General features: G+C 70.9%; 22 protein-coding genes. 6 read left to right on the top strand and 16 right to left on the bottom strand.

Annotation, left to right across the window (positions count from 1 at the left end; genetic code table 11):
- Positions 1-4: 4 nt before the first annotated feature.
- From G4D86_RS26575 to G4D86_RS26565, 3 genes are all read right to left on the bottom strand, one after another.
- Positions 5-1,357, bottom strand: coding sequence for an aminotransferase class I/II-fold pyridoxal phosphate-dependent enzyme (locus tag G4D86_RS26575; protein WP_163996840.1), 1,353 nt, complete (start codon positions 1,355-1,357; stop codon positions 5-7).
- Positions 1,358-1,745: 388 nt separating this feature from the next.
- Entirely contained in the window at positions 1,746-3,701 is a 1,956-nt protein-coding gene (gene acs, locus G4D86_RS26570; protein WP_163996839.1) for an acetate--CoA ligase, read from the bottom strand.
- Between the two features lie 67 nt (positions 3,702-3,768).
- Entirely contained in the window at positions 3,769-4,245 is a 477-nt protein-coding gene (locus G4D86_RS26565; protein WP_338050621.1) for a hypothetical protein, read from the bottom strand.
- Positions 4,246-4,408: 163 nt separating this feature from the next.
- Between G4D86_RS26565 and G4D86_RS26560 the strand changes: the two genes are divergently transcribed.
- Together G4D86_RS26560 and G4D86_RS26555 are read left to right on the top strand one after the other, a co-directional pair.
- A complete protein-coding gene (locus G4D86_RS26560) occupies positions 4,409-6,040 on the top strand; it encodes a M50 family metallopeptidase (protein WP_163996838.1) in 1,632 nt (543 codons plus the stop codon).
- 150 nt (positions 6,041-6,190) lie between these two features.
- Complete coding sequence (locus G4D86_RS26555; protein ID WP_240360486.1) at positions 6,191-6,847, top strand: hypothetical protein; 657 nt, start codon at positions 6,191-6,193, stop codon at positions 6,845-6,847.
- 3 nt (positions 6,848-6,850) lie between these two features.
- Here the strand turns inward: G4D86_RS26555 and moaD are convergent, their stop codons facing one another.
- The 11 genes from moaD to G4D86_RS26500 all read right to left on the bottom strand — a co-directional run bounded on the left by moaD (position 6,851) and on the right by G4D86_RS26500 (position 17,916).
- A complete protein-coding gene (gene moaD / locus G4D86_RS53885; RefSeq protein ID WP_163996836.1) occupies positions 6,851-7,519 on the bottom strand; it encodes a molybdopterin converting factor subunit 1 in 669 nt (222 codons plus the stop codon).
- Positions 7,516-9,345 carry a PKD domain-containing protein gene (locus G4D86_RS26545; protein WP_163996835.1) on the bottom strand — a complete coding sequence of 610 codons (1,830 nt, stop codon included), beginning with the start codon at positions 9,343-9,345 and terminating at the stop codon, positions 7,516-7,518. Before G4D86_RS26545 ends, moaD begins: the two co-directional genes overlap by 4 nt.
- A gap of 7 nt (positions 9,346-9,352) precedes the next feature.
- Positions 9,353-10,090, bottom strand: coding sequence for an MXAN_2562 family outer membrane beta-barrel protein (locus tag G4D86_RS26540; protein WP_163996834.1), 738 nt, complete (start codon positions 10,088-10,090; stop codon positions 9,353-9,355).
- Positions 10,087-10,986, bottom strand: coding sequence for an MXAN_2561 family MXYO-CTERM-anchored protein (locus tag G4D86_RS26535; protein ID WP_163996833.1), 900 nt, complete (start codon positions 10,984-10,986; stop codon positions 10,087-10,089). The genes G4D86_RS26540 and G4D86_RS26535 overlap by 4 nt, the downstream gene beginning before the upstream one ends.
- 127 nt (positions 10,987-11,113) lie before the next feature.
- Positions 11,114-12,148, bottom strand: a complete 1,035-nt coding sequence (locus G4D86_RS26530; RefSeq protein ID WP_163996832.1) for an aspartate-semialdehyde dehydrogenase — start codon at positions 12,146-12,148, stop codon at positions 11,114-11,116.
- Positions 12,149-12,200: 52 nt separating this feature from the next.
- Positions 12,201-12,938, bottom strand: a complete 738-nt coding sequence (gene tsaB, locus G4D86_RS26525; protein WP_163996831.1) for a tRNA (adenosine(37)-N6)-threonylcarbamoyltransferase complex dimerization subunit type 1 TsaB — start codon at positions 12,936-12,938, stop codon at positions 12,201-12,203.
- An 11-nt stretch (positions 12,939-12,949) separates the two neighbouring features.
- Positions 12,950-13,447 carry a septal ring lytic transglycosylase RlpA family protein gene (locus G4D86_RS26520; protein WP_163996830.1) on the bottom strand — a complete coding sequence of 166 codons (498 nt, stop codon included), beginning with the start codon at positions 13,445-13,447 and terminating at the stop codon, positions 12,950-12,952.
- Positions 13,448-13,454: 7 nt separating this feature from the next.
- Positions 13,455-15,092: an RIP metalloprotease RseP gene (gene rseP / locus G4D86_RS26515; RefSeq protein WP_205519744.1), complete on the bottom strand. Its 1,638-nt coding sequence runs from the start codon at positions 15,090-15,092 to the stop codon at positions 13,455-13,457.
- A gap of 84 nt (positions 15,093-15,176) precedes the next feature.
- Positions 15,177-16,007: a phosphatidate cytidylyltransferase gene (locus G4D86_RS26510; protein ID WP_163996828.1), complete on the bottom strand. Its 831-nt coding sequence runs from the start codon at positions 16,005-16,007 to the stop codon at positions 15,177-15,179.
- Complete coding sequence (locus tag G4D86_RS26505; RefSeq protein ID WP_163996827.1) at positions 16,004-16,792, bottom strand: isoprenyl transferase; 789 nt, start codon at positions 16,790-16,792, stop codon at positions 16,004-16,006. Before G4D86_RS26505 ends, G4D86_RS26510 begins: the two co-directional genes overlap by 4 nt.
- A 167-nt stretch (positions 16,793-16,959) precedes the next feature.
- Positions 16,960-17,916 (bottom strand): SDR family oxidoreductase, encoded by a 957-nt coding sequence (locus G4D86_RS26500; protein WP_163996826.1) that lies wholly within the window; start codon positions 17,914-17,916, stop codon positions 16,960-16,962.
- A 128-nt stretch (positions 17,917-18,044) separates the two neighbouring features.
- Between G4D86_RS26500 and G4D86_RS26495 the strand changes: the two genes are divergently transcribed.
- Complete coding sequence (locus G4D86_RS26495; protein WP_163996825.1) at positions 18,045-19,049, top strand: helix-turn-helix transcriptional regulator; 1,005 nt, start codon at positions 18,045-18,047, stop codon at positions 19,047-19,049.
- A 96-nt stretch (positions 19,050-19,145) separates the two neighbouring features.
- Here G4D86_RS26495 and G4D86_RS26490 read toward each other — a convergent pair whose 3' ends face one another.
- Positions 19,146-21,239 carry a serine/threonine-protein kinase gene (locus G4D86_RS26490; protein ID WP_163996824.1) on the bottom strand — a complete coding sequence of 698 codons (2,094 nt, stop codon included), beginning with the start codon at positions 21,237-21,239 and terminating at the stop codon, positions 19,146-19,148.
- Positions 21,240-21,371: 132 nt separating this feature from the next.
- On the opposite strand from G4D86_RS26490, the gene G4D86_RS26485 reads away from it, so the two are divergent.
- Positions 21,372-22,505 carry a serine/threonine-protein kinase gene (locus tag G4D86_RS26485; RefSeq protein ID WP_163996823.1) on the top strand — a complete coding sequence of 378 codons (1,134 nt, stop codon included), beginning with the start codon at positions 21,372-21,374 and terminating at the stop codon, positions 22,503-22,505.
- A complete protein-coding gene (locus tag G4D86_RS26480; RefSeq protein WP_163996822.1) occupies positions 22,502-23,449 on the top strand; it encodes an RluA family pseudouridine synthase in 948 nt (315 codons plus the stop codon). Before G4D86_RS26485 ends, G4D86_RS26480 begins: the two co-directional genes overlap by 4 nt.
- A gap of 130 nt (positions 23,450-23,579) precedes the next feature.
- Here the strand turns inward: G4D86_RS26480 and G4D86_RS26475 are convergent, their stop codons facing one another.
- Positions 23,580-23,993, bottom strand: coding sequence for a secondary thiamine-phosphate synthase enzyme YjbQ (locus tag G4D86_RS26475; protein WP_163996821.1), 414 nt, complete (start codon positions 23,991-23,993; stop codon positions 23,580-23,582).
- 48 nt (positions 23,994-24,041) lie between these two features.
- Between G4D86_RS26475 and dinB the strand changes: the two genes are divergently transcribed.
- Entirely contained in the window at positions 24,042-25,244 is a 1,203-nt protein-coding gene (gene dinB, locus G4D86_RS26470; RefSeq protein WP_163996820.1) for a DNA polymerase IV, read from the top strand.
- Positions 25,245-25,447 lie beyond the last annotated feature (203 nt).

Here is a 25,447-nt window from a genome sequence, read left to right as displayed (position 1 = left end):
CCGGCTACAGCTCGACGTGGGTGCGCTCCTCGCGCAGCGCCGCGCGGGAGGGCCGGGACTGCGACTTCACCAGCCGGCGGGCCTCTTCAATCGCGCCGGACACCACCTCGGCGGCGTGGCGCGCCTGCTCCGGCGTGTGCGTCGCCATGACCTGCATGCGGAAGCGCGTCTCGCGCAGGCGCACCGCGGGGTACTCCACCAGGTTGGAGAAGATGCCGCGCTCGAAGACGAGCTTGGCGGCCAGGCGGGCCACCTTCGGGTCGCCCACCGGCACCGGCACGACGTTGGAGGGCTCACCGAGGCACTCGATGCCGCGCTCCGAGAACGCGGTGCGCAGGGCCACGCTGTTCTCCCGGGCCTTCATGCGCAGCGCCTCACCCTCTTCCGAGCGGACGATGCGCAGCGCCTCCAGCACCACCGCCGCCTGGATGGGCAGCAGTGCGTTGGAGAAGATGTGCGGCCCGCCCATGACGCGGACGAACTGGCGCACCGCCGGGTTGCGCGTCGCCATGAAGCCGCCGTTGGAGGCGAACGTCTTGGAGAAGGCGCCCACCACCAGGTCCACCTTCCCGAGCAGCCCCTGCACGCCCAGGCTGCCCGTGCCGCGAGGCCCCAGCGCGCCCAGGTCGTGGGCCACGTCCACCAGCAGCGTGGCGCTGAACTCGCGGCAGATGGACTGGAGCTCCTCCAGCCGCGGCACGTCCGAGTCCATGGAGAACAGGCCCTCGGTGACGACGAGCACGCCGTTGCGCGCGTCGCGGGCGCGAATCTCCTGCAGCTTGCGGCGCATGGCGCGGTTGCTCAGGTGCGGCACGCGGCTCACGTTCTGCGTGGCGGCGGCGGCGCCCTGCTGCAGGCACTGGTGCGACAGCGCGTCCAGCACCACGTGGTCATCCGGGCGCACCAGCCCGACGATGGTGCCAAAGCCCGCGCCCCAGCCCGTGGAGAACAGCGCCACGTGCGGCATCTGCAGGTGCTCCGCCAGCGCCTTCTCCAGCATCAGCGACGGCGCCGTGTTGCCCCCCAGCATCGCCGAGCCCGCGCTGTGCAAACCGTACTGCTCGATGGCCCTGTGCGCCGTGGCCACCACTTCCGGATGCGTGGAAAGCCCCAGGTAGTCCTGCGAGCCGAAGTTCAATCCCAGCTGCGCCTCACCCGTCTCCGCCCGCACTCCGCACTCCGCCGTGGGAGCTGACTCCAGGCTCCGCGAGTACGGCCAGAGTCCCGTCTGGCGCCGCGCCTCCTGCCACTGGAAGAACTCCTCCGTCCGCCCCAGCAGGTCCGGCCCCGTCGGCTGCGCGTAGTTGGAGATGAAGTGGGTGAAGAGGGGGGATTCCAACTGGTCACGCAAATCCATGAAGCACTTCCAGGGGAGGAGGGGGGCATCGCGGGGACGAGAGCCAAGACGCTTGGGGGGCGAGCCGGGTCGTATTTAATGCCTTTGCATCTTTTCACTGTCAACCGGGCTACTAAGACGACCGGGCTGTATTCGTTTCTTCCGACTCGAAGGAATGTGCGGCACAGAGCGAAAACCTGCCCTTGCATGCGACTCAGGCAATCCGAGCAAGCGCTTGCCTGGAGACTCACCGGTAGCCGTCTGTCTCGACATGTTCGAGCGGGTGACCGGGTGGGTCGGAGTGGCTGCCGCGCACCTGGGAGCCGCACATGCGAAGGCCCCGGCGCCGCCCGTTGATTCGAGGCGACTCCGGGGCCTGTCATTGCCCCACGGTGCGAGCCTGCGTGCGCTACTCGTCGTTCTGCCGCAGCGCCGCGAGGACGTTGAGGTCCTCCAGCGTGGTGGTGTCCTGCGTGGACTGCTTGCCCGCGGCCACGTCGCGCAGCAGCCGGCGCATGATCTTCCCGGAGCGCGTCTTCGGCAGCGCCTCCGCGAAGCGGATTTCATCCGGCCGGGCAATGGCACCAATCTCCTTGCCCACGTGCGCGGCGAGTTCCTTCTTCAGCTCGGGCGACGGCGCGTTGCCCTGCTTGAGCGTGACGAAGGCCACCAACGCGGTGCCCTTCAAATCGTCAGGGCGGCCCACCACGGCGGCCTCGGCGATGCGCGGGTGCGCCACCAGCGCGCTCTCCACCTCGGCGGTGCCCAGGCGATGACCGGCCACGTTCACCACGTCATCCACGCGGCCCATCAGCCAGAAGTATCCATCCGGGTCCGTGCGCGCGCCGTCGCCGGTGAAGTACTTCCCCGGCAGCTCGCTGAAGTACGTGCGCACGTACCGCTCCGGGTCTCCGTAGATGGTGCGCAGCATGGAGGGCCACGGCCGGGTGATGAACAGCAGGCCGCCCTGCCCCTTCGGCACCGCGTTGCCCTGCCGGTCCAGAATCTCCGCGTGGATGCCGGGCAGCGGCAGCGTCGCCGAGCCAGGCTTCGTCGGCGTGGCGCCCGGCAGCGGCGAAATCATGATGGCGCCTGTCTCCGTCTGCCACCACGTGTCCACCACGGGGCACCGGTTGCCGCCGATGACTTCGCGGTACCACATCCAGGCCTCGGGGTTGATGGGCTCGCCCACGCTGCCCAGCAGGCGCAGCGAGGACAGGTCGTGCTTGCGCGGGTGGTCCTCGCCCAGGCGCATGAATGCGCGGATGGCGGTGGGCGCGGTGTAGAGGATGGTGGCCTTGTAGCGCGCGATGATTTCCCAGAAGCGGTCCGGCCCCGGCTGCGTGGGCGCGCCCTCGTAGAGGACGGTGGTGACGCCGTTCATCAGCGGGCCGTACACGACGTAGCTGTGCCCCGTCACCCAGCCCACGTCCGCGGTACACCAGTAGACGTCGTTCTCTTGCAGGTCGAACACCCAGCGCATGGTGAGCGACGTCATGACGGCATAGCCGCCCGTGGTGTGCAGCACGCCCTTGGGCTTCCCGGTGGAGCCGGACGTGTAGAGGATGAACAGCGGGTGCTCGCTCTCCACCCACTCCGGCTCGCACACGTCGGACTGGGCCTTCACCAGCGCGTCCCACGCCAGCAGCTTCGGCCCGGACAACGCCAGCGAGTCACTCGTGCGCCGCAGCACCACCACCTTCTCCACGGTGGGCATGTGGGGGAGCGCGGCCTCCACGTTCTTCAGCAGCGGCACCACCGCGCCCTTGCGCCAGCCGCCGTCGGCGGTGAGCAGCAGTCGCGCGCCCATGTCGTTCATGCGCTCCTGCAGCGCCTCGGCGGAGAAGCCGCCGAACACCACCGAGTGCACCGCGCCGATGCGGGCACAGGCCAGCATGGCCACCGCCGCCTCGGGAACCATGGGCAGGTAGATGCCCACGCGGTCTCCCTTGCGGATGCCCAGGGACTTGAGCCCGTTGGCCAGGCGGTTCACCTCGGCGGACAGCTCGCCGTAGGTGATTCGGCGCCGGTCACCGGGCTCGCCCTCGAAGAGGATGGCGGGCTTGTCGCGGCGCTTGTCCAGGTGCCGGTCCAGGCAGTTGTAGGTCAGGTTGGTGCGGCCCTCGACGAACCAGCGCGCGTGCGGCGGCTTCCAGTCGAGCACCGTGCGGAAGGGTTCCTTCCAGAACAACTCCTCGCGGGCCCTGTCTCCCCAGTACTTTTCCGGGTCCTTCGCGGCCTCGTCCCAGAGCCGCTGGTAGTCCGCCATGCTGCGCAGGTGGGCCTGCCGCGCGAAGGCCTCGGGCGGGGGGAAGACGCGTGTCTCCGTCAGGACCGACTGGATCTCGTGCTGCGTTTCAGCCATGGGCTCCTCCGCAGAATGGGCTACCGCCCCTCTGTTCTAGGAACCCACGGGGAAAGGCTCAAGCGAACTAGTCGCAGCGCTTCGAATCCTTGACGGCTTCGTAGCGCATCCACAGCTCGCACACGCACGTGTCCGGGCGCTGGGCCTCGTAGCGCACGCGCAGCACGCCGTCGAACTGCGTCTCACATTGCGTCGTGCCCTCCAGGTGGAGGTTGACCTGGTCGAGCAGGCACTCCTCGCCATTCACCTCGGCGACGGCGTTCACCACGCTGCCGTCGATGGCGAAGTCGTCCCCGTTCTCCAGGAAGTAGCCGGTGAGCCGGCTGTCCAGCAGGCCGAAGTCCAGGCTGACGACACGGCCGGTCACCTGCAGGGTGCCCGCGAACTTGTCCCGATTGGACTCGTACAGCCCACACTCGTCGCGGAAGACCTCGACGGGGGTGAGGACATAGTCGCCCTGGTCCTGGGGATAGGGCAGGCAGCCGGCCAGGCCGACCACGAGGAGGGCGGGAACGAGGAGCTGGAAGCGTCTCGGGGTGGACACGGCGCGCACCATACCCCACGGGGCGCATTGGGTGCAGTGCGCCGTGGCGGCCGCGGTTAGACTCGGCCTCATGGCTGAATACCGCAACCCCCAGTCCACCGTGGACGGCACCCTCCTCTCCGACTGCCGGGCCTACGAGCTGTAGGGACACGGCACTCGGCGGATGCACTACGCGCTCGTCCTCCTGGCCCTCGGGGCCCTGCTGGCCCTGCATGAGCTGGGGCACCTCGTCGCCGCGCGGCTGCTCGGCGTGAAGGTGCCGCGCTTCGTGTTCGGCTTCGGTCCTCCCCTGCTGTCCTTCCGGTTGTGGGGGACGCAGTACGTGTTCGCCGCGGTGCCGCTGGGCGCCACCGCGCACGTGCAGGGGATGAACCCGCACCGCGCGGACGCGGCGGAGCCGGCCAGCTTCCACGCGGTGGGTCCGCTGCGGCGGGCGTTCATCATCCTGGCGGGACCGCTGGCCAACGCGGCGCTGGCGCTGGGCATCCTCTTCGCGCTGTACACGTCGGGCACGCACGTGGTGGTGCCGCTGACGGTGGGCACGGTGCAGCCCGGCTCGGAGGCGGCGCGGGCGCAGCTGCTGCCGGGAGACCGCATCGTCAGCGTGGCCGGTCAGCCGCTGCGCAGCTGGACGGACTTCGTGGAGAAGGTGGCCGAGGCGCCGGGCCGCACGCTGGAGCTGGGCGTGGACCGGCATGGCGAGCAGCGCATGGTGCGGGTACGCCCGCGTCCGGACGAGCGAGGCACGGGCCGCATCGGCGTGAGCCAGCAGTACGTGTACCGGACGCACCAGGCCGGTGAGGCGCTGAGGCACTCGTTCGCGCACATGGGCAACGTGGCCACCGAGGGGCTGGCGATGCTCGTGCGGCTGGTGAAGGGGCCGCGGCAGGACGACACGGTGGGGCCCGGGGCGCTGATGCGGCAGGAGTCGTCCGACGCGGCGGCCTCCGGGGCGGACGCGCTGCTGCGGGCGCTGGTGGCCGCCTCGGTGGCGCTGGCGCTGCTGACGATGCTGCCCGTGCCGGGGCTGGATGGCGGCCGGGTGGTGCTGCTCCTGGTGGAGGCGGCGAGCGGACGCAAGCTGCCCGCGCGCGTGGAGACGGTGGCGCAGACGGTGGGCTTCCTCGGCATCGCCGTGGCGATTGTCGCGATGGCGGGCGCGGAGATTCGCCGGGCGCTTCCGGAGCCGGCGCAGCCTCCAGCACCGGTGGTGGCGGGCGCGGCGACTCCACCGGGAGCGCCCGTGCCAGCGGCCTCCGCACCGGTGACGGCCGCGCCAGGAAGTGGAGCTCCGGTGGCACGGCCGGCGGCGGCGGTCGTTCCCTCGGATGCGGGCGCGGTCGCCACGGGCGGCACGGTTGCGCTGGATGCGTCGACACCGGCACAGGGCGCGACGGTGGCCACCGGGAGTGCTCCGGCTCCGGCGGCAGCGGCCGACGCGGGCACCACGGCCACGGTTGCCGCGACCGAGAGCACGGCCGCCGCGATGGCATCGGATGCGGGCGCGCTCCCCGTCCCTGCCGCGCCGACCGTCGCGGCCGGCAACGGCGCCGCATCCGGCGGAGCGACACCCGCTTCCCCAGGAGCACCGCCGGCGGCCGCCTCGCCTCCGGTTTCGCCGGGCACGGTTGGAACCAGGGAGACCGCCCAGGCCGCGGTACCGGCCGCGACGCCCCCAACACCCTCGGGTGGAACCGTGCGCGTAGAGGCCGGGCAAGCTCCGGCGCCGACGTCCGCCCCCTCAACGCCGACACAAGGCAGTCAGCCCACGACCGCCGCGGGCACGCCTCCGTGACGGGGTCCCGGCACACGCGTGCCGCCCCGTGGAACCTCTTCCCCCTCCCGGCTGTCCAGGGACCTGCCAGGCGGCGGACGTCGCCTGCGGGACGTCTCGGGACACTTCGAAGGGCCGTGGAATGGTGAAGGACCTATGCTTCAGCGCGCGATGAGCACCAAGCCGAGCGGAGGGCTGTACTGCGAGCTTTACTGGGGCACCAACCTGTCCGAGGCGTGGAGCTACGGCCCCGAGCAGGACCAGGTCCACGCCGCCCCGGACGAGAAGGCCGCCCTGCCCCTCTACGGCTTCACGCTCCCTGAAGAGCCCTTCCTCCTGGCCGAGCGCACCGAGCGCGGCTGGCGCATCCACCTGCCGCCCGCCGTGAGCACCCTGCGCCGGGTGCGCGGAGATGCCTTCGGCTCCGTCCCGGAGACCGACCTGCGCCGACAGGACGGCCGCACGTCCGTGGAGCTGTCCGAGGGCACGACGCTCCGCCTCACCGAGGGACAGCTCCACCTGGTGGTGCAGAGCTCCGTGGTGAAGGAGCGCGTCGGCCGCCTCCAGCTGAAGGACTTCGGCTGGCTGATGGTGGTCAGCGCCCTCTTCCTCAGCCTGCCGGTGGGCTTCCTCATCGCGGGCCCCACCCCGGAGCGCGCCGCCGAGTCCAACGCGCGCGCCCTGAAGGCCGCCGCCGAACAGGAAGCCGCGCGCCGCAAGGCCATGGGCCTGAACACCCCGCTGCGCCCGCTCACCGACGACGAGCGCGCCCAGCAGACCGACGCCGGCACCGACATCCACGTCCCCGGCTTCTTCCGCGTCCGCTGAGCGTCAGGGCCCCAGGCCCACCCAGACGTCGCCGTCCTCGAAGAACTCCTTCTTCCAGATGGGCACGTCCTGCTTGAGCCGCTCAATCGCGTGCTCACAGCCGCGGAAGGCCTCCTTCCGGTGGGGCGCCGCCGCGGCGATGACCACCGCCAGCTCCCCCGGCACCAGCGTGCCCACGCGGTGGACGATGGCCAGCCGCGTCCCGGGCCACTGCGCCGCCGCCTCCGCGCCAATCTCCGCCAGCTTCTTCTCCGCCATGGGCGCGTAGGCCTCGTACTCCAGCCGCAGCACGCGCCGGCCCTTCGTCTGGTTCCGCACGGAGCCGCTGAACGTCACCAGCCCGCCGAAGGCCTCACCGCCCACCGCCTCCACCACCTCTTCCAGGCGCAGCGGCCGGTCCACCACGCGGAACAACCCCGGCGAGCCGCCCGCCACCGGCGGAATCAGCGCCACCTCCGCGCCACCGCGCACCGGCGCCTCCGGGCCCACGAATTCCTGGTCCACCGCCACGCGCAGGTGCGGCAGCAGCGGCGCCAGCGCCGGGTGCCGCTCGGTGATGAGCCGCAGCACGTCGCGCACGAGCGCGCCCTCGGGTACCTCCAGCGCCTCGCGCGCCCCGCCCGCGCGCTCCCGGGCCGCGGCGAAGTAGAGGACCGTGACTCGCCCGCTCAACGCGAGACCTCCCGCGTGCCGCGCAGCGAGACGCGCCCCTTGAGCCGCGCACCGCCCTCCGCCAGCGAGAAGTCCAGGAAGGCCGAGTCCAGCGGCGTGAGCTGATCCAACAGCGCCCCGGTGAAGGCCTGCGCCGCGTCGAGCTGCCCCGCCGGCACGCCCGGCACCTCCTCCGGCGCCTGCAGGTCCGCGCGCAGCCGCCCCAGGTCCACCATCACCGACACGTGCCCCGCGCCGAACGCCGCGCCGCCGAAGCGCTCGCGCAGCGCCGCGCCCACGTCTCCGCGCGGGCGCCCCTCCAGCAGCTCGCCCGCCAGCAGCGTCGCGCGCTGCTCGGTGATGCGCAGCTCCACGGGTTGCTCACGCACCTGCGTGCGGTACAGCACGCCGTCCGGCAGCGGCTGCGTGGTGTAGCGCAGCGACGTGTCCTGGAGCTGCTGGTCGATGAGCTTGCGCACCGCCTCCGCGGAGGTGAGGCCCGCCTCCACCACCACGGTGCCCTTCGGCTCCGGCCGCTTGTTGCGGATGAAGTTGCGGAAGAAGGCGGGCGCGTCGAAGTACACCAGCATCGCCACGTCGCCGCGCAGCGCCTTCAACAGCGCCTCCGCGTCCAGCCCCTGCTGGCGCCACCGCTCCAGCGTGCGCTCGCGGCGGGGAGAGCCCGGCGCGCCGAAGGCCAGCTTCGCCAGCTCCTCGGGCGGCACCGACAGCTGCGCCGCCGCCATGGGCCCCAGCGCCGCCTGCTCCAGCAGCGCCGACTCCGGCGCGCCCTCGCCGCGCAACAGCGGCCGCGACGAGGCGAGGAAGCCATCCAGCTCCATCGTCTCCGCCCCCGCGCCCACGCCCAGCGACGCGAAGAAGCCGCGCACCGGGCCCGGCTCCTCCTGAGGCTCCGGCCGCGCGCCCGAGTACAGGTACGCGCTGCCCTCGGCCACCTTCCCGCGCAGCTCGCCCAGCAGCGGCTCCTCCGACAGGCCGGCCCCGGTGAGCCCCTTCACCTGGCGCCGCACCACCTCCGGGTCCGGAGACACCACGAGCTGCGCCTGCACGGGCTCGCCCTCCTCCGGCGCGTCGGGACTCTCCGGCACCACGAGGTAGACGTAGCCCCGGTCCTCGAACAGCAGCATCGGCGGGCCGTTGTCCTCGGGCACCACTCGCGCCGAGCCGTCCTCCTGCCGCATCACCGTGTGGCCCGCCTCTTCCAGCTCGCGCCCCACCGCGTCCAGGGCCTCGGCGGGCTCGTACACGCCCAGCAGCGCCACCACGCCGTCGAAGTCGGGCATGAGGAAGAAGCCGAAGCCCTCCTCCGGGTCCACCACGCCGCCGGGGCCGCCGTACAGGCCGCGCAGGAGCAGCGACACCAGCGGGGCCTCCTCCAGCGAGCGCCGCGCGTTCTCCGGGCCGATGAGCCGCTCGTAGAAGTCCACCAGCGGCTCCACACTGCCGCGCAGCCGGGGCACCCACAGCACCGTCTGCGCGCCCGCGGGCACCGCGCGCAGCACCGGCCGGGGCACCACGGTGAGCTGCACGTGGCCCACTTCCTGGCCCTCGTGCAGCGCGCGCACGGTGTACGTGCCGGGCCTCGCGAAGGCATGTGACAGGCGCGCGGCCTGCCGGGAGGCGGTGCCGTCACCCAACTCCCAGGTGACGGCGGGAGCGCCCTCCTCGCGCGAGCCGAGCTCCACCGGGACGCCCGCCTCCACCGTGCGGTCCTGCCCCAGGTCCGGGCGCACCGCGCGGCGGCAGCCGGCCACCGTGGAGCCCACGGCGGCCGTCAGCAGCAGGAGCGAGACAAGCGAAGCAGCGCGGCGCGGGGAAAGCGGCATGAGCCGCTTAGTAGTCCAGCGCCAGTCCGAACATCCAGCGCCGGCTGGACAGGTTGAGCCCGCCCCCGCCGAAATCGTTCACATCCGCGTAGATGTACTCGGCGAACAGGTAGGAGTGGTTCACCCCCAGGTCCGAGTCGAAGTCGCGCGCGAAACGCGGCTCCAGCACGTCGAGCATGAAGGCCACGCCGGCGGTGGCGCCCCAGCCCCACTTGCCGCCGGAGCCCTGGTTGCCGCCCACCACCTCGGTGCCGCTGCCCTTGGTAATCCACCACGGCGTGTAGATGAGGCCCAGCTTGCCGTACGGCACCAGGGGGATGCCCCACTCGAAGGCCGCATAGTCGAACTTGTAGAAGAGGTTGAAGCCCAGCGGAATCACCCGCAGCGCCGTCTGCTCCCCGGCCTTGCTACCGTCGGACAGCCTCGCCGCCGCGTACTTCTCCCCGTAGCCGGCGGACAGGCTCAAGCCCGCCGTGCCGATGCCCTGGTAGAAGAAGCGCTGCAGCTCCGCCTCGAACAGCAGCAGCGAGGCGTCACCGAAGGTGTCCTTGTACGGCGTGGCGCCGTTGAGCGCCTCCTCCTCGTCGATGAGGGGCCTGTACCCGCCCAGCCGGAGGACGATGGCGCCCGTGCGCGGCGAGCCCACCGGCACCTTCTCCTCCACCAACGACGAAGTCGTATCCTGTCCCCATGCCGGAAGCGCGGCCAGCAGCGCCGCGAAACCGAGGGCCTTTGCCCGCCTCATGACTGCTTCCTCCTCGACAGCCAGAACCCCAGGGCGGCCAGCACCGCGCCACCCGCGAGGCCTCCGCCCGCCGCGCCGCAGCCGCCCGTCTCGGTGCCGCCCGCGCCGATATAGGCCTCATAGAAACCGTCGCTCTTGACGGGTGTGCCCTCGGACGGGTCCGAGTCGGTGGAGTTGCCCGCGACGTCCGTCGCCTTGGCGGTCACCTGGTAGGTCACCCCGTTCTCCAGGCCCTCCAGGTTCGCGATGCCCTCGACAGCCGTCGTCTCGTCCGTGGCCACCACCGTCCCCGTGCCTCCATCCGCGTCCGGAAGGGTGGCGGTGACGACCACGGTGGAGTCCGCCTCGGCCGACACCGTGACACCCAGCGCGGAGTCGCGGGGCGACACCGCGTCGATGGTGGGCTTGGGCGGGGGCTGGGTGTCGAAGCGCACCAGCACGGGCGTCGCCACCCGGAGGGCGGTGTCACTACAGATGTTGACGTTCGTCAGCTTGACGGAAGCGCACACGCGCATCGTCTGCTCCACCTTTGCCGTGGAGCACGTGCCCGCACCTCCGTCCGTCGCCGCGAAGACGGGCAGCTTGTCGACTTCAATCTCGCGGAACAGGTTGCCCGGGTTGTTGACGCTGGTGATGGCCACCGACGGCAGCTCATAGTCCCCTGTCGCTGTCACCGGCGCGTCCTTACAGGAGCTGTCCTTGGTGACCCACAGCAGCATGTCCTGACAGGCAACGCCCCCGGTCAAGGTCCAGCGGACCTGCAGCTTGTCGCCGCAATCCTCGCCGTTGAGCCCGATGACCTTGGCGGTATCGGTGATGTTGTCGACCGTCAGGGAGAGGGTCTGCCCCAGGGCGGTCGATGCGAAGAGCAGGAGACCAACGAATAGGAAACGCATGGGTACGCGCACGCTAGCAAGCGGGAGGCCACCCACAACCCCCATTGTGCCGGCGCATTTCCCCCGGGGCGGACGGCCGCCCCGCGCCAAACAGGCAGGGGGCGGCCGGGGGCGGTCTGCCAATTTGTCAGGCGGGGCGCTCGGCCAGCTTGAAGCCGGCCTCCACCAGGTTGAGGGCGGCCCCCCGGCTGGCGTTGTCCACGGCGGCGAAGAGCGTCACCCACTCCGGGGCCTGGGGGAAGGCGCGCACCCGGCCCACGTGCACGGCGGGGTCCGACATGACGAGCATGGGCATGGGGTAGATGCGCTCGCCGGGGGTGTCCAGCACCTTGAGCACCGGCGACGTCTTGAGGGCGGCGCGCACCTGCTCCACGGGCCCCGCTTTCTTGAGCTGCACGTGGAGCGAAATCCCGTGGCCGTAGAAGGTGGGCACCTGCACCGCGGTGCCGGCGATGACGGGCACGTCGCCGCGCGCGGAGAACAGGCGGGCCCCCTCCAGCGTCCAGCCGCCCTCTTCCTCCGTCCACGGCGAGTTCACCATGAAGCCGCCCACCTGGGGCACCAGGTTGAAGCCCACGCGGTGGGGGAAGACCTGGGGCTCCGGCTCGCGGCCGGACAAGAGGTCCGCCGTCTGCTTCTCCAATTCCGCCACCCCGCGCACGCCCGCGCTGGACACGCCCATCATCGCCGTCACCTGCGCGCGCGCCACGCCGAAGGCCCGGCGCAGCGGCTCCACCACGTGCACCACCGCGGTGGTGACGGCGCCCGGCAGACACACCACGCGGCCCTTGAAGGTGAAGCCCGGGCCCAGCGCCTCGGTGTTGAAGCCGGGCAGCACCAGGGGCACGTTGCCGTCGCTCCGGAAGGCGGAGCTCGCATCCACCACCCACGCCCCCGCTGCCTGCGCGGCCGGGGCCAGCGTGCGGGATGCCTCGGCCGGGGTGGCCAGCAGCACCACGCCGATTCCCCGGAAGGCCTCCGCCGTGGCGCGCTCCACCTCGAGCGAGTCCTCGCCGTACTCCACCTCCAGCCCCTTCGAGCGCTCCGAGCCGAAGGCGCGCACGCGCTCGGCGGGCACGTCCTGGGCGTACAGCGCGGCCAGCACCTCACGGCCCACCGCGCCGGTGGCACCCACCACGGCGATACTGAAATCGTTTTTCATGGCGCGTCCTTTACGTCACCGCGCACGACGCGGCGAGCACCGCGCGTGCGCTTCAGTCTTCCTTCAACCGCGCCGTGGGCACCGGCCCCGGCAGCGGGGGGAACTTCGGATTGCGCTCCGGCTCGGAGGCGCGCACGTAGTGCGGCTCCAGCGCGAAGAGCGCCTGCAGCGAGCGCTCCTCCGGGAAGCGCACCAGCCGCGCCAGCTCCACCGCGGAAGGGAAGGCCGGCCCGGCCAACAGCCGCTCTGGCGCCACCCCGTGCGACTGCAGCGCGGCGCGGTAGTCCGTCAGCGCGGGGCCCAGCGCCACCGCGCGAGGCTCGGCCGCCAGCCGCGCCGCCACCTCCTGGGGCGACATGGCCGTCTCCGGCTCCAGCGCCTCCACCGTGGTGCCCGTGCGCTGGTACGCGCCCAGGTACAGGTCATCCTTGCGCGCCACCGCGAGGCAGTAGAGCGGCACGCCCTCCGGCCCCTCCAGCGCCACCGCCGCCAGCGACGACGCCCCGGCCACCTTGAGGCCCGTCGCGTACGCCAGCGACTTCACCGTGGCGAGGCCGATGCGCAGCCCCGTGAAGGAGCCCGGCCCCAGCCCCACCGCCAGCCCCTCCAAGTCCGCCAGCTTCACGCCGTGCCGCGAGAGCAATTCGCCCACCACGCCGGGCAGCAGCTCGCTCTGCTTCTGGGGCGGGGGCACCACCACGTGCTCCAGGGCGCGCAGGGCGCCGGAGGGCTCGCGCTCCACCAGGGCGAGCGACAGCGTCAGCGTGGAGGTGTCCAGCGAGAGGAACATGGGGCCGCTCCCTACACCGGCGCGGCCCACGACGCCCGGGGAATCTCCGAGACGGGCGTCTCGCACCGGTACAGCCGCACGCGCGCCACGCCCTTGTCCAGCATGTCCAGCTTCTGCGCGGCCGCCTTGGAGAGGTCGATGATGCGGCCCTCCACGAAGGGCCCGCGGTCATTCACCCGCACGTCCACCTGCTTGCCGTTCTCCATGTTCACCACGCGCACGCACGAGCCGAAGCGCTCCTTGCGGTGCGCGGCGGTGAGGGCGTTCTGGTTGAAGCGCTCGCCGCTGGCGGTGGGCCGGCCGTGCAGGCCCGGGCCGTAGAAGGACGCCAGCCCCTCGCCCAGGTACGTGCGCGGCATCTGCTCGCGCTTCGTCACGCGCGGCGAGCCGGAGGACTTCGGCTCCTGCCGCGTGGCCGTCGTCTCCGGCGTTTGTGGCTTCGCGGCGCGCGGTGCGCACGCCGCGAGGAGGCTCAACCCGAGAACGAAGGCAACGGCGGGAGCTCGCATGGCACCTCTAGCGCATGATGTCGTTCTTGACGGCCAGCAGCATCAGCATGATGAGCAGCGCCAGGCCGACCATGTTGGCCACCTCGCGCACGCGCACCGGAATGGGGCGGCGGCGCACGCCCTCCCACGCGGCGGACAGCAGGTGGAAGCCGTCCAGCACGGGGATGGGCAGCAGGTTCATCACCCCCAGGTTGATGGAGATGAGGGCCATCAGGTTGAGGAAGCTGTCCAGGCCCTGCTCGGCCGTCTTGGACGCCATCTGGTACATCATGATGGGCCCGCCCACCGTGTTCAGGGGCACCGTGCCCACGAACAGGCCACCGAGGACCTTCACCATCTGCCCGACGATTTTCGGGACGATGAGCGCCGCCTCGCGGAGCGCCTCGCCCGGCCCGATGTAGACCGTCACCTCATCCGCCGGGGGCACGTCCGAGGGAGTCAACAGCCAGCCGCGCACGCCGAGCGCCAGGGACGTGCTCGGGTTGCCCATCCCATCCGTCACCGGCAGCGGGGCCTGGGCCAGCTTCTCCGTGCGCTCTCCGGCCGCTCCCCGCCACACGAGCGTGAAGGGCTGCTCCTTCAGGCCGCTGAGCTTCTGCTGCAGTTCCTGGAAGGACTCGAGCGGCTCTCCATCGATGGAGACGACCTTGTCTCCCGGCTGGATGCCGGCCCTGGCCGCCGCGCTGCCCGGGGCGACGATGGCCAGGTACATGTCCGCACGCTCCGCACCCAGCGCCGCCAGCCCCGCGCCCGCCTGCTTCTGCACGGTGACCTGCACCACGCGCGGAAGGCGGCCCATCACCGCCCCCGCCTCCACCGCGTCCAGCCGGCGCACGGCGAGCTGCAGCGGCGTCCCCTCGGGGAGCTTTTCCAGGGCCTGCTCGAGCTGCCCCTCGTCCTCCACCTTGACGCCATTGACGGACAGGACGCGGTCGAAGGTGCGCAGGCCCGCCTGCTCGGCGACGGAGCCCCGCGCGACGCCCACGATGGCCGGCGGAGAGTCCGCGCCCACGCCAATCTCCCCTCGCTCGACCGTTTCGATGGGCGTCGAGTCCACCTTCTTCTGCGGCGTGACCTGGAAGGTGACCTGCTTGCCCTCCCGCTCCACCACCACGGGGACGGGCCGCTCGTAGCGACCGACGAAGACCTCCCGCATGTCGCCAAAGGTCTTCGTCTCGACCCCATCCACCGAGCGCACCCGGTCTCCAGGACGGATGCCGGCGGCGGCGGCGGCCTGGCCGGGGACGACGGTGCGGACCAGGGTGGACCTGGCCTGGTGCGGGCCGAGGTAGACGAAGAAGTAGATGAGGATGGGGAAGATGAGGTTGAACGCCGGCCCCGCCAGGACGATGAGCCCGCGCTTCCAGGGCGGCTGCGCCAGGAAGCCCCGGCTGGCCTCCTCCGGGCTGAGCTCCTCGTGGGGCAGGTCGCCCGCCATCTTCACGTAGCCGCCCAGGGGCAGCAGGGCAATCTGGTACTCCGTCTCACCCTTGGTGAAGCCAATCAGCTTCGGTCCGAAGCCGATGGAGAACTTCAGGACCTTCACCCCACAGGCCTTGGCCACGAGGAAGTGGCCGAGCTCGTGCACCGTCACGAGCACGCCCAACAGCAGGATGAAGAATCCAGCGTTCTGGAGCTGAGGCATGGGCGCAACAGTAATATTGGGCGCCCGGCCGGACAACGCTCAACGGGGCCTGCCAGGCAGGCGGGCGGGCGAAATCGCGCGCGGCTACGGGAGGAGACCGCGGACGAATTGCACGTAGACGAACACCAGGGGTGCGTTGAACAACAGCGCGTCGATGCGGTCCAGGACGCCGCCGTGCCCGGGGATGAGGAACCCCGAGTCCTTCACGCCGTACGCCCGCTTGAGCATGGACTCGCACAAATCGCCGATGGGCCCCAGGATTCCGCCCACCACGCCCAGGAGCACGCAGTCCCACACGGTGAAGACGGGGAAGAAGAAGCCCCGGGCGATGAACATGCCGCCCACCGAGCCCACCATTCCGCCGAAGAAGCCCTCCCACGTCTTGTTCGGGCTCACCTCGGGGTAGAGCTTGTGCTTCCCCAGGAAGCGGCCGAAGAAGTAGGCGGCGGTGTCGTTGGCCCAGGTGATGACCAGCGCACAGATGACCCACGCCAGGCCGTCCCCGGGCAACAGCCGCAGGGCGGACAGGGCGGTGAGGCCCACCGCGCCGTACAGGAAGCCGTTGACGAGGTGCGCGGTGCGCGTGGGGGCCTCGGCGAGGGGGCCCTTGAAGAGGTGGTAGATCCACGCGAAGAACGCGAAGACGATGGTCAGCCAGAAGGCCGTCTCACCGGTGCGGGCGGCGTCCTTCAGCGGCAGGAAGGGCAGCGCCGCGGCGAAGAGCATCCCCACCCAGGCGGCCACCGTCAGCCGCTTCTGGACGATGAGGTAGTACTCCCCCACGCAGGCGGCGGCGGCCACGGCGAGCAGTCCGGCGCTCCAGATGCCTCCCAGGAACAGGAGCAGCAGCACCAGCGGCAGGAGCGTCACTGCCGAGACGACGCGGATGACGAGGTTTCGGTTCTTGTCGTTCACGCCTTGGCCCGCTGGGGAGGATCCTCCCGCTTCACCTGGGCGGAAGTGAGTCCGAAGCGCCGCTCGCGCTGCTGATACTGAGACACGCAGCGGAGGAACTCATCGGTGCGGAAGTCCGGCCACAGGGCGTCCGTGAAGCACAGCTCCGCGTACGCCACCTGCCAGAGCAGGAAGTTGGACACGCGCAGCTCGCCGCTGGTGCGCACCACCAGGTCCAGCGGGGGCAGCCCGTTCGTCCAGAGAAACTGCTCGAAGTCCTTCTCCTCGACGCGGCCGGCCGCCAGCTCACCCTTGGCAATGGCCTCCGCCATGCGCGTGGCGGCGTGGAGGATTTCCTCGCGCCCGCCGTAGGACAGCGCCAGCGACAGCACCATGCCGGTGTTGTGCGCGGAGTCGGCGATCAGCCGGTCCAGTGGATCACGCACGTAGCGGGGCAGCTTCTCCACGTCGCCAATGGCGTTGAGACGGATGCCGTTGTCGAGGATTTCGGGGCGCTCGCGCTCGAGGTAGTCGCGCAGGAGCTCCATGAGGCCGGCGACCTCCTCGGCGGGCCGGGCCCAGTTCTGCGAGGAGAAGGCGTACAGCGTGAGGGCCTGGATGCCCAGGCGGCGCGCGGTCCGCGTGACTTCACGCACACTGGAGCTGCCCTCGCGGTGGCCTTCGAGCCGGGGCAGGCCCCGGGACTCCGCCCAGCGGCCGTTGCCATCCATGATGATGCCCACATGGCGAGGCACGGGACGGGCCTTCACCTGAAGCTCGAGGGCGGAAACCAAGGGGCGATCCATGAGCCGCGCACCCTATCCACGCCGCCGCGTTGCGTCCACGGGCGCGTGGCCCAACCGTCACCCCGGGCCCCCGGCCGGTCGCTCGACGGGGTTGAGCGGCCGAGGCGATTTCAAGATGTGGGGCGGAGTAGGCAGACCCTCCTCTGCTCGCCTGCCTGCTCGCGGACTCAGTAGACGGGCCAGTTGGGCCGCACGGTCTCGATGGAGCCGTCGAGCCACGACGCGTAGGCGGCCTCGTCCGCGATTTTGTACGGGGTGCGGTAGGTGCGCTCGAAGTGCTCGGCCCAGTGCGGCTGGGTGCCGTCGACGTCGGTGAAGCCGTACTCGCGCGCGAGGTCCCAGGAGGCGAAGACGCGGCCGGCCTTGGAGCCCACGTTGGGGTCGGCGGCGAGCGCGGCGACGGCGCGGCCCACGAAGAACGGAGACTCCGAGCAGATGAAGTCCGGCTCCACCTTCGCGCCGTCGCGCCAGTTGGCCTCGGTGACGCCGAAGGCCTCGAGCATCTCCTCCGAGCGCAGGAAGCCCGGCGTCAGGGCGAGCGCGGTGACTTTCGTGCGGCGTAGGTCGCGAGACATGCCGAAGGCCAGACGGATGACGGACATCTTCACCAGGTCGTACCAGAGGCTGCCGCGGTAGCCGAAGATGTTGCCGTCGGTGACTTCGACGATGAGGCCGCGGTCCTGCTCCACCATGAGCGGGACGGCGTAGCGGCTCGTCAGCAGGTGGGTGAAGACGGCGCGCTCGAACATGAGCTGCCCCTTCGCGGCGGACTGCTTCCAGAACGGCGGGCCGAACTCGACGAGCTTCTCGCCGCCCCAGATGTCATTGACGAGGATATCGAGCCGGTCCTGCTCGCGGCGGATTCGCTCGCAGAGGGCGATGACCTCTTCTTCCACGGAGTGGTCCACGCGGACGGCGATGCCCTTGCCTCCGCGCGCATCGACGAGCTCGGCGGTTTCTTCGATGGTCTCCGGGCGCTTGGGGCCGGAGGCAGGCTGGCCCCGGACGCTGCGGCCGGTGCAGTACACGGTGGCCCCGGCCTCTCCGAGCATGGCGGCGATGCCGCGCCCTGCCCCGCGCGTGGCGCCTGCGACGAGGGCGATGCGTCCTTCGAGTGGCTTCATGGCTGGGCTCTCCTTGAGGACCGGGATGGTGGAGGCATTCGCGGGGTTCGCCGGTCGTTCTGACGGGCACCCTATTGGGTAAATCCTGACATCTGCTGTCATGATTCCCCGCGTACAGTCCGTGGCGAATGAGAGCCGACCGACTCGTGAGGTTGACGTTGTTGCTGCAGACGCGCCCGAAGATGACGGCGGGCGCGCTGGCGCGTGAACTCCAGGTATCCGAGCGGACGATTCATCGGGATGTGGAGGCGCTCTCCAGCGCGGGCGTGCCGGTGTACGCGCTGCGCGGGGCGGAGGGCGGTGTGGCGCTGCTGGAAGGTTGGCGCACGCAGCTCACCGGGATGACCCGGGCGGAGTTGCATGCACTGGCGACGGTGGGTGCGCCGGGGGCGCTGGAGGATCTGGGGTTGTCGGCGCCGCTGCGCACGGGGCTGGTGAAGCTCGCGGCGGCGCTGCCGGCCATCCAGCAGCCGGCGCTGGAGTACGCACGGCAGCGGATCCATGTGGACGCGTCCTCGTGGTTCGCCGAGCGCGAGCCTGTTCCGTATCTGGCCGTGCTGCGGGATGCCGTGTGGCAGGACCGCCGGGTGTCGCTGGTGTACCGGGACTTCGACGGGAAGCAGAGCAGCCGGGTGGTGGACCCGTACGCGCTCGTCATCAAGGCGGACCGCTGGTACCTCGTCGCGGGAAAGGAAGGCGAGCCGCGCGTCTACCGGGGCTCACGGGTAGAGGGGGCGCGGATGCTGGCGGAAACGTTCGCCCGGCCGGCGCGCTTTGATTTGTCGTCGTTCTGGAGGGAGTGGTGCAAGCGCTTCGCGGAGAAGCGGGCGAGTTTTGAAGTCACTCTGCGGCTCACCGTGGAGGCGGCGGAGAAGCTGCGGCAGATACGTCCGCGGACGGAGCATGCGCGCTTCGATGCGGCTGCGAGAACGCGAGCTGGGTTGAAGACTGTCACCGTGGATTTCGAGCGTGAGAGCATCGCCGTCGGCCAACTCTGTGAGGTGAGCGGCGGCTTCGAAGTGCTTACGCCGGAGGGTCTGCGGAACCGCCTGCTCGGACTGGCGAACGGGATTCTGGCTGCGCATGGCCATGTGGCTCCGCGACGAGGCGTCTCGCGGAAGATGAAGCGTTGACTGTCATTCTGCGGCGGTACGCAGCAGTGCAGTGCGCAAGGCACCTATCTGACCTGCGTGATTCCCCAGCCAGTGCCCACCTGGTACCCGTGACGCCTACTCCGCTTCCAGATTGAGCTTGAACACGTTGGGCTGGTCCGCCTTCACCTCGAAGGACTTCGTCACGTCCTTGCCCAGTTCCTTGTTCACGAGCCGCAGCGTGTGCTTGCCCACGGGTACCTCGACGGCCGCGAGCGGCGTCTGGCCGAGCACCTTCCCGTCGAGTGACACGACCGCATACGGGCGGATGCGGAACTCCAGCGAGCCCTTGGCGACAACGGCCGGAGGACGCGAAACCGTTCGCGGACGCGGAGGAGGCTGAGTCGCCGCCTTCTTCTCCACGACGGGCTCAGCCACCGGAGTCGCGGCCCCGCTGATAGGAGGCGGAGCCGTCACGGGCTTGCTCTCCGAAGCCCCCGACGGAGCGCCCATCTGCGACGGAGCCGCCACCACCGGCTGCCGCGCCGCGCTCTCCGCCACACTGTTCTCCGAGGACGGAGCCACAGGAGCCGCCACAGCCTCCGGAGTCGGAGTCGCCGGCCCCCGAGCCGCCTCCGCCTCCACAGGAGCCACCTGCTCCGGCAGCGGTTTGATGGACACCGGCACCGCGCGCTCCGAACTCGAGCCGAACAGCACGACGGCTCCGCCCAGCGCGAGCAACACCCCACCCACGGCCACCGCGACGAGCTTCCGAGAGTCCTTCCGCACCGGCTGGGGCGCGGCGAACTCCGCGCTCCGGGTATGCACCGCATCGTCCGCGTCGACCTTCGCGGCAGCCTCCGCACGCACCGGCGCCGACGGAGCCACGGGCCCCACCGCCTCCATCACCACGGCCTCCGGCGGCTTCCACGCTTCGCCCGAGCGACGTCCAGCCACGGCCAGACCGGGCGCGGGAATCGCTTCCGTTCGAGGCCGCGAAGACGACGGCTCCCGTCCGGACGCGGGATTCGCCCGCTCCTGGACCGTGGCACGTGGCGCGGGGCCGAGCGCCGGGAGGTCCTCGACAGTCGACCGCACGTGGGCACCCGCATCGGAGTGCAACGCCGGAAGCTCCTCAATCGTCGGCCGGGGCACCTCCCCCACCACCGAGCGCATCGAAATCGGCATCGGCGTCGTGGGCGACGTGGAGTCCACGAGCGGCTCCACCGGAGCCACCATGGACCTCGGCGCCGTCGCCGGCTTCGGCCCCGTCTGCACTCGCGGCGCCACCGCCTGCGGCGTCACGCCCACCGGGACACTGCCCCCATCCGCCATCCACTGCGCCACGAACTGGGCAATCTGGTACGCGCCCACCGACTCGCCGGTGGACATCACGAACCGCTCCAAATCGGCCTGCAGCGCCCGGCAGTCCGGGTACCGCTTGTCCCGGTCCTTCGCGAGCGCCCGCTCCAGCACCTGCACCAGCGCCGCCGGCAAATCCGGCCGCCGCTGCGAGGCAGGAACGAACGGCTCGAACAGAATCGCCTGCATCATGCTCACGTCCGTCGTCGCGTCGAACGGCCGCTTCCCCGTGAGCAATTCGTACAGCACCACCCCGAGCGCATAGACGTCCACCCGCCGGTCCAGCGGCTTCGTCTGGAGCTGCTCGGGTGGCATGTACGCCACCTTCCCCTTCACCACGCCCGTCTGCGTGCGGTGCCCCTGCCCCGCCACCTTGGCGATGCCGAAGTCCACCACCTTCACCGCACCCTGCCGCGACACCAGGATGTTGTCCGGGCTCACATCGCGGTGGATCAGCCCCAGCGGCTCGCCCGTCGCCGGGTCCCGGAACTCGTGCGCGTACGCCAGCCCCTCCGCGGCGAAGGCCACCAGCTTCGCGCACAGGGGTGGCGGCAGTGGCACCTCCTGCGCGCGCTTCACCAACTTGCGCAGGTTGGGCCCGTCGATGAGCTCCATCGCCAGGAAGAAGCTGCCCTCGGCTTCACCGAAGTCGAAGATCTGCACCACGTTCGGGTGCTCGAGCTGGGCCGCCAGCCGGGCCTCGCCGAGGAACATCTCGACGAAGGCCGGGTCCTCCGCCAGGTGCGGAAGGATGCGCTTGAGCACGAGCGTCTTCTCGAAGCCCATCGGCCCGGCGGCCTTCGCGAGAAAGACCTCCGCCATGCCCCCCGTGGCGAGCTTGCGAACGAGCTGGTACTTCCCTGAGTGCATGTTGGAGTCAGGTTCTCCCAGGTTTGATGGAAAAGTGAAATCCCGCCCGGCTCGCTCTGCCCAACTCCAGGCAAACGGGCACGAATCGCGTTTGACCCTGACCCGACGCGGTCCGTAGGATCCCCGCACCCCATGCCCCCGAAGGTCATTGGTCCCTACCGCGTCCTGGAGACGCTTGGCAGTGGCGGGGCCGGGACCGTTTACCGGGCCCTGGACCGCCGAACCAACGACGAGGTCGCGCTGAAGCTGCTTTCAGCCGGCCCCGCGCTGGACGCTCGTGCCGCGCGCAGACTCGCCCGCGAGTTCAACACGCTCGCGGACCTGTCCCACCCCAACGTCGTGAAGGTCTTCGAGTCCGGCGTCCACCAGGGCTGGCCGTACCTCGCCATGGAACTCATCGAGGGGCTCACCCTCCGTCACTACCTCGACATGAGCGGCGAGGACCTGCTCTCCAACGCCAACGGCCTCACGCCGCGCAGCCCCCTCTCCGTGCGGCGCACCGCCGACGACGACTTCGGCACCGGCAGCGACAGCCTCTCCGAGTCCCAGGAGAGCGGCGAGGCCGTCTTCGGCCTGGCCGCCTTCGCCGATGAGGCTCCCAGCGAGGACCTCGCCAGCTTCGCGGGCGGCGGCCTGGCCGGTGGCATGTCGGCCGCGTACGACTCGGACGACTCGCTGGAGGGCCTCGCCCCGCCGCCCCCCGCGCCCCGCAAGCCCGAAGTCGAGGACCGCGGCCACGTGGTTCGCGTGGACGAGCTCAACCGCCCCGAGCGCATGGGGCGCCTCAAGGACGCGATGCTCCAGGTGTGCGAGGCGCTGGCCTACATCCACGGCCACGGGCTGGTGCACCGCGACCTCAAGCCGTCCAACATCATGGTGGACGAGGACCGGCAGGTGCGGCTGATGGACTTCGGCCTCGCCAAGTTCCTCGCGGATGACGTGGCGATTACGGAGGCCGGCAAGCTGGTGGGAACCTACCGCTACATGGCGCCGGAGCAGATTCTGGGCGAGCCGCTGGACGGACGCTCCGACCTGTACAGCCTCGGGGTCATCCTCTATGAGCTCTTGAGCGGGCGGCCCCCCTTCGACGCGAAGACGCCGCACGAGCTCTGGCGCCAGGTGCTGGAGACGGAGCCGCCACCGGTGCTGGCGCTGAATCTTCACGGGGACCCGCAGCTCGCGCGCGTGGCCCACCGCCTCATCCGCAAGGAGCCGGACGACCGGTTCCAGACGGCCGAGGAAGTCTACGAGGCCCTTTCCGAGTGAATCCCCCCAAGCTGCACTCCCTCACCGTGGACGCCGACAAGGCGGGCCAGCGGGTGGACCTCTTCATCGGCGAAGCGCTCGGCCTGTCCCGCGCACGCCTCAAGCGCCTCTTCGAGTCCGGCGCGGTGAAGGTGAATGGCCGCACCGCGAAGAAGGGCCTCACGCTGGAGGCCGGGCAGCGCATCGCCGTCGAAGTGGAGGAGGAGTCGCGCGAGGCCGTGCCCGACACCGACTTCCCGCTGGTGGTGCTGCACGAGGACGCGGCGCTGGTGTTCGTGGACAAGCCCGCGGGCCGGCCTTCGCACCCCCTGCAGCCCGGCGAGACGGGCACGGTCGCCAACGCCCTGGTGGCGCGCTACCCCGAGTGCGCGCAGGCCTCGGTGGACCCGCGTGAGGGCGGGCTGTGCCACCGGCTGGACGTGGAGACGTCCGGCGTGCTCGTGGCGGCTCGCACGCGCGAGGCGTGGACCACTGTGCGCGAGGCCTTCGGTGGACGCACGGTGGACAAGCGCTACGTGGCGCTGGTGACGGGGCCGCTGGCGGACGAGGGCGACATCGACGTGCCCCTGCGCCACCACCCGCGCCACCCGGACCGCGTGGAGCCCGCGCCCTTCGGGGCCGACGACGCGCGTGACGCCGTGTCCCGCTTCACGGTGCTGGCCCGCACGGGGGACTTCAGCCTCGTGGAGGTGCAGATCCTCACCGGCGTGCTGCACCAGGTGCGTGCGCACCTTGCCGGCGTGGGTGCCCCCATCGTCGGGGACACGCTCTACGGCGGGCGCGAGGCGCCGGGCCTGGGCCGCTTCTTCCTGCACGCGCGCTCGCTGTCCCTGCCCCATCCCCAGACGCAGCAGCAGCTCCGCGTGAGCAGCCCCCTGCCCCCGGAGCTGCGCGCGGAGCTGGAGCGCCTGGGCCTGCCGCTGCCGGGCGAGCGCCAGGACTGATTCGACACCGCTGCATTGCGCGAAGCAGGAGCCTCCTCCGCGGCTCCTGCTCAGTCGCGGCGTGCCGGGGCGTCCGCCCCGTCCCACCCTCCACGTCCTCCTCGCGGAGACGCCCTCTCAGGGTGTAGCCCTACGCGCCCATCACCTTCACGATGACGCGCTTTCGGCGCTGTCCGTCGAACTCGGCGTAGAACACCTGCTGCCATGGCCCCAGGTCCAGCTTCCCCGCGGTGATGGGGATGATGACCTGGTGGTGCACGAGCATGGACTTGAGGTGCGCGTCGCCGTTGTCCTCGCCGGTGCGGTGGTGGCGGTAGTCGGGACCGAAGGGCGCCAGCGTCTGGAGCCACTCCCAGATGTCTTCATGGAGGCCGGACTCGTCATCGTTGACGAAGACGCCGGCGGTGATGTGCATGGCCGAAACGAGGACCATCCCTTCCTGGATGCCGCTCTTGCGGACCAGCCCCGCCACCGTGTCGGTGAGCCGGACGAGCTCGCGCCGCTCCTTGGTTTCGAACCACAGGTACTCGGTCAGGGTCTTCATGTCGGCGGCCATCGAGCGTCAGAGGGGCCCACTACAGTGACTCACACCATGCGAGCCATCATCCATGTGGACATGGACGCCTTCTATGCGTCCGTGGAGCAGCGCGACAACCCGGCCCTGCGAGGCAAGCCGATCATTGTCGGCGGGCACGCACAGCGAGGGGTGGTCGTCGCCGCGTCCTATGAGGTCCGTCCCTTTGGGGTGCGCAGCGCCATGCCCATGGCCCGCGCCATGAAGGCCGCGCCACACGCGATTGTGGTGAAGCCGCGCTTCTCCGCGTACGCCGAGGCCAGCGAGCAGGTCTTCGCCATCTTCGAGCGCTACACGCCCCTCATCGAGCCGCTCTCGCTCGACGAGGCCTTCCTCGACGTGACGGCGTCGGTGGGCCTGTTCGGCTCGCCCGCGGACATCGCCCGGCGCATCCGCAAGGAGATTGCGGACGAGCTGTCCCTGCCGGCCTCCGCGGGCATCGCCACGGTGAAGTTCGTGGCGAAGATTGCCTCGGACCTGGCCAAGCCCAACGGCCAGCGCGAGGTGCGGCCGGAGGAGACGGTGGCCTTCCTCGCGGCACTGCCGGTGTCGCGCCTGTGGGGCGTGGGGCCGAAGACGGAGGAGGCGCTCAAGCTCGCCGGGCTTCGGACCATTGGCGACGTGGCGGCGCGGGAGCCGGAGTGGCTGGAGGAGCGGCTCGGCTCCAGCGGCCGGCACCTGTGGGAATTGTCCCAGGGCATCGACGTGCGCGAGGTGGTGCCGGACCGCGCCGCCAAGAGCGTGGGCGCGGAGGACACCTTCGAGGAGGACCTCACCGGCATGGACGCGCTGAAGACGCACGTGCACTCGCAGGCGCTGCGGGTGGGGCGCCGGCTGCGGCGCGCGGGAGTGAAGGGCCGCGTGGTGCAGCTCAAGCTGAAGTTTGCGGACTTCACGCTCATCACCCGGCGCACCACGCTGCGCGAGGCCACGGACGACGGGCAGGCCATCTACCGCACGGCGCTGGAGCTGATGGAGCGCTCGCATGAGGGCAAGCCGATTCGCCTCACCGGCGTGAGTGTGCAGTTGGACGAGGTGCCTCCGCAGCTCGGCCTCTTCCCCGCGGCGCCTCCGCGCGCCGCGAAGTTGAACGCGGCGCTGGACAAGATTGCGGAGCGCTTCGGCAGCAAGGCGATAACGACGGCGGACATCGCCGGCAGCGAGGCCCCCGCCGACGACGAGCACCGCTCCGAGCGCCCGGTGGACAAGCCCAAGCGCTGACTCCCCTTCACCGAGGGGACGCGGACCCGGCCTCGCCATCGCGCGGGAGGGCTCCGGCGTCCGCGCGGTCGCCTCACCCGGCTCGACGGCGTTACGCTGACGCCTTGCCGTATCCACGGGAGCGCGAGCCATGAGCGGGGCCGTCGGAGACGGAGCAGCGGGTGCACCCACCCTGGAGGGTCCCCCCTCGGCCCGGCCTCCTT

Source organism: Pyxidicoccus caerfyrddinensis (assembly GCF_010894405.1).
GTDB lineage: Bacteria > Myxococcota > Myxococcia > Myxococcales > Myxococcaceae > Myxococcus > Myxococcus caerfyrddinensis.
This window is presented reverse-complemented; position numbering and strand designations above follow the sequence as displayed.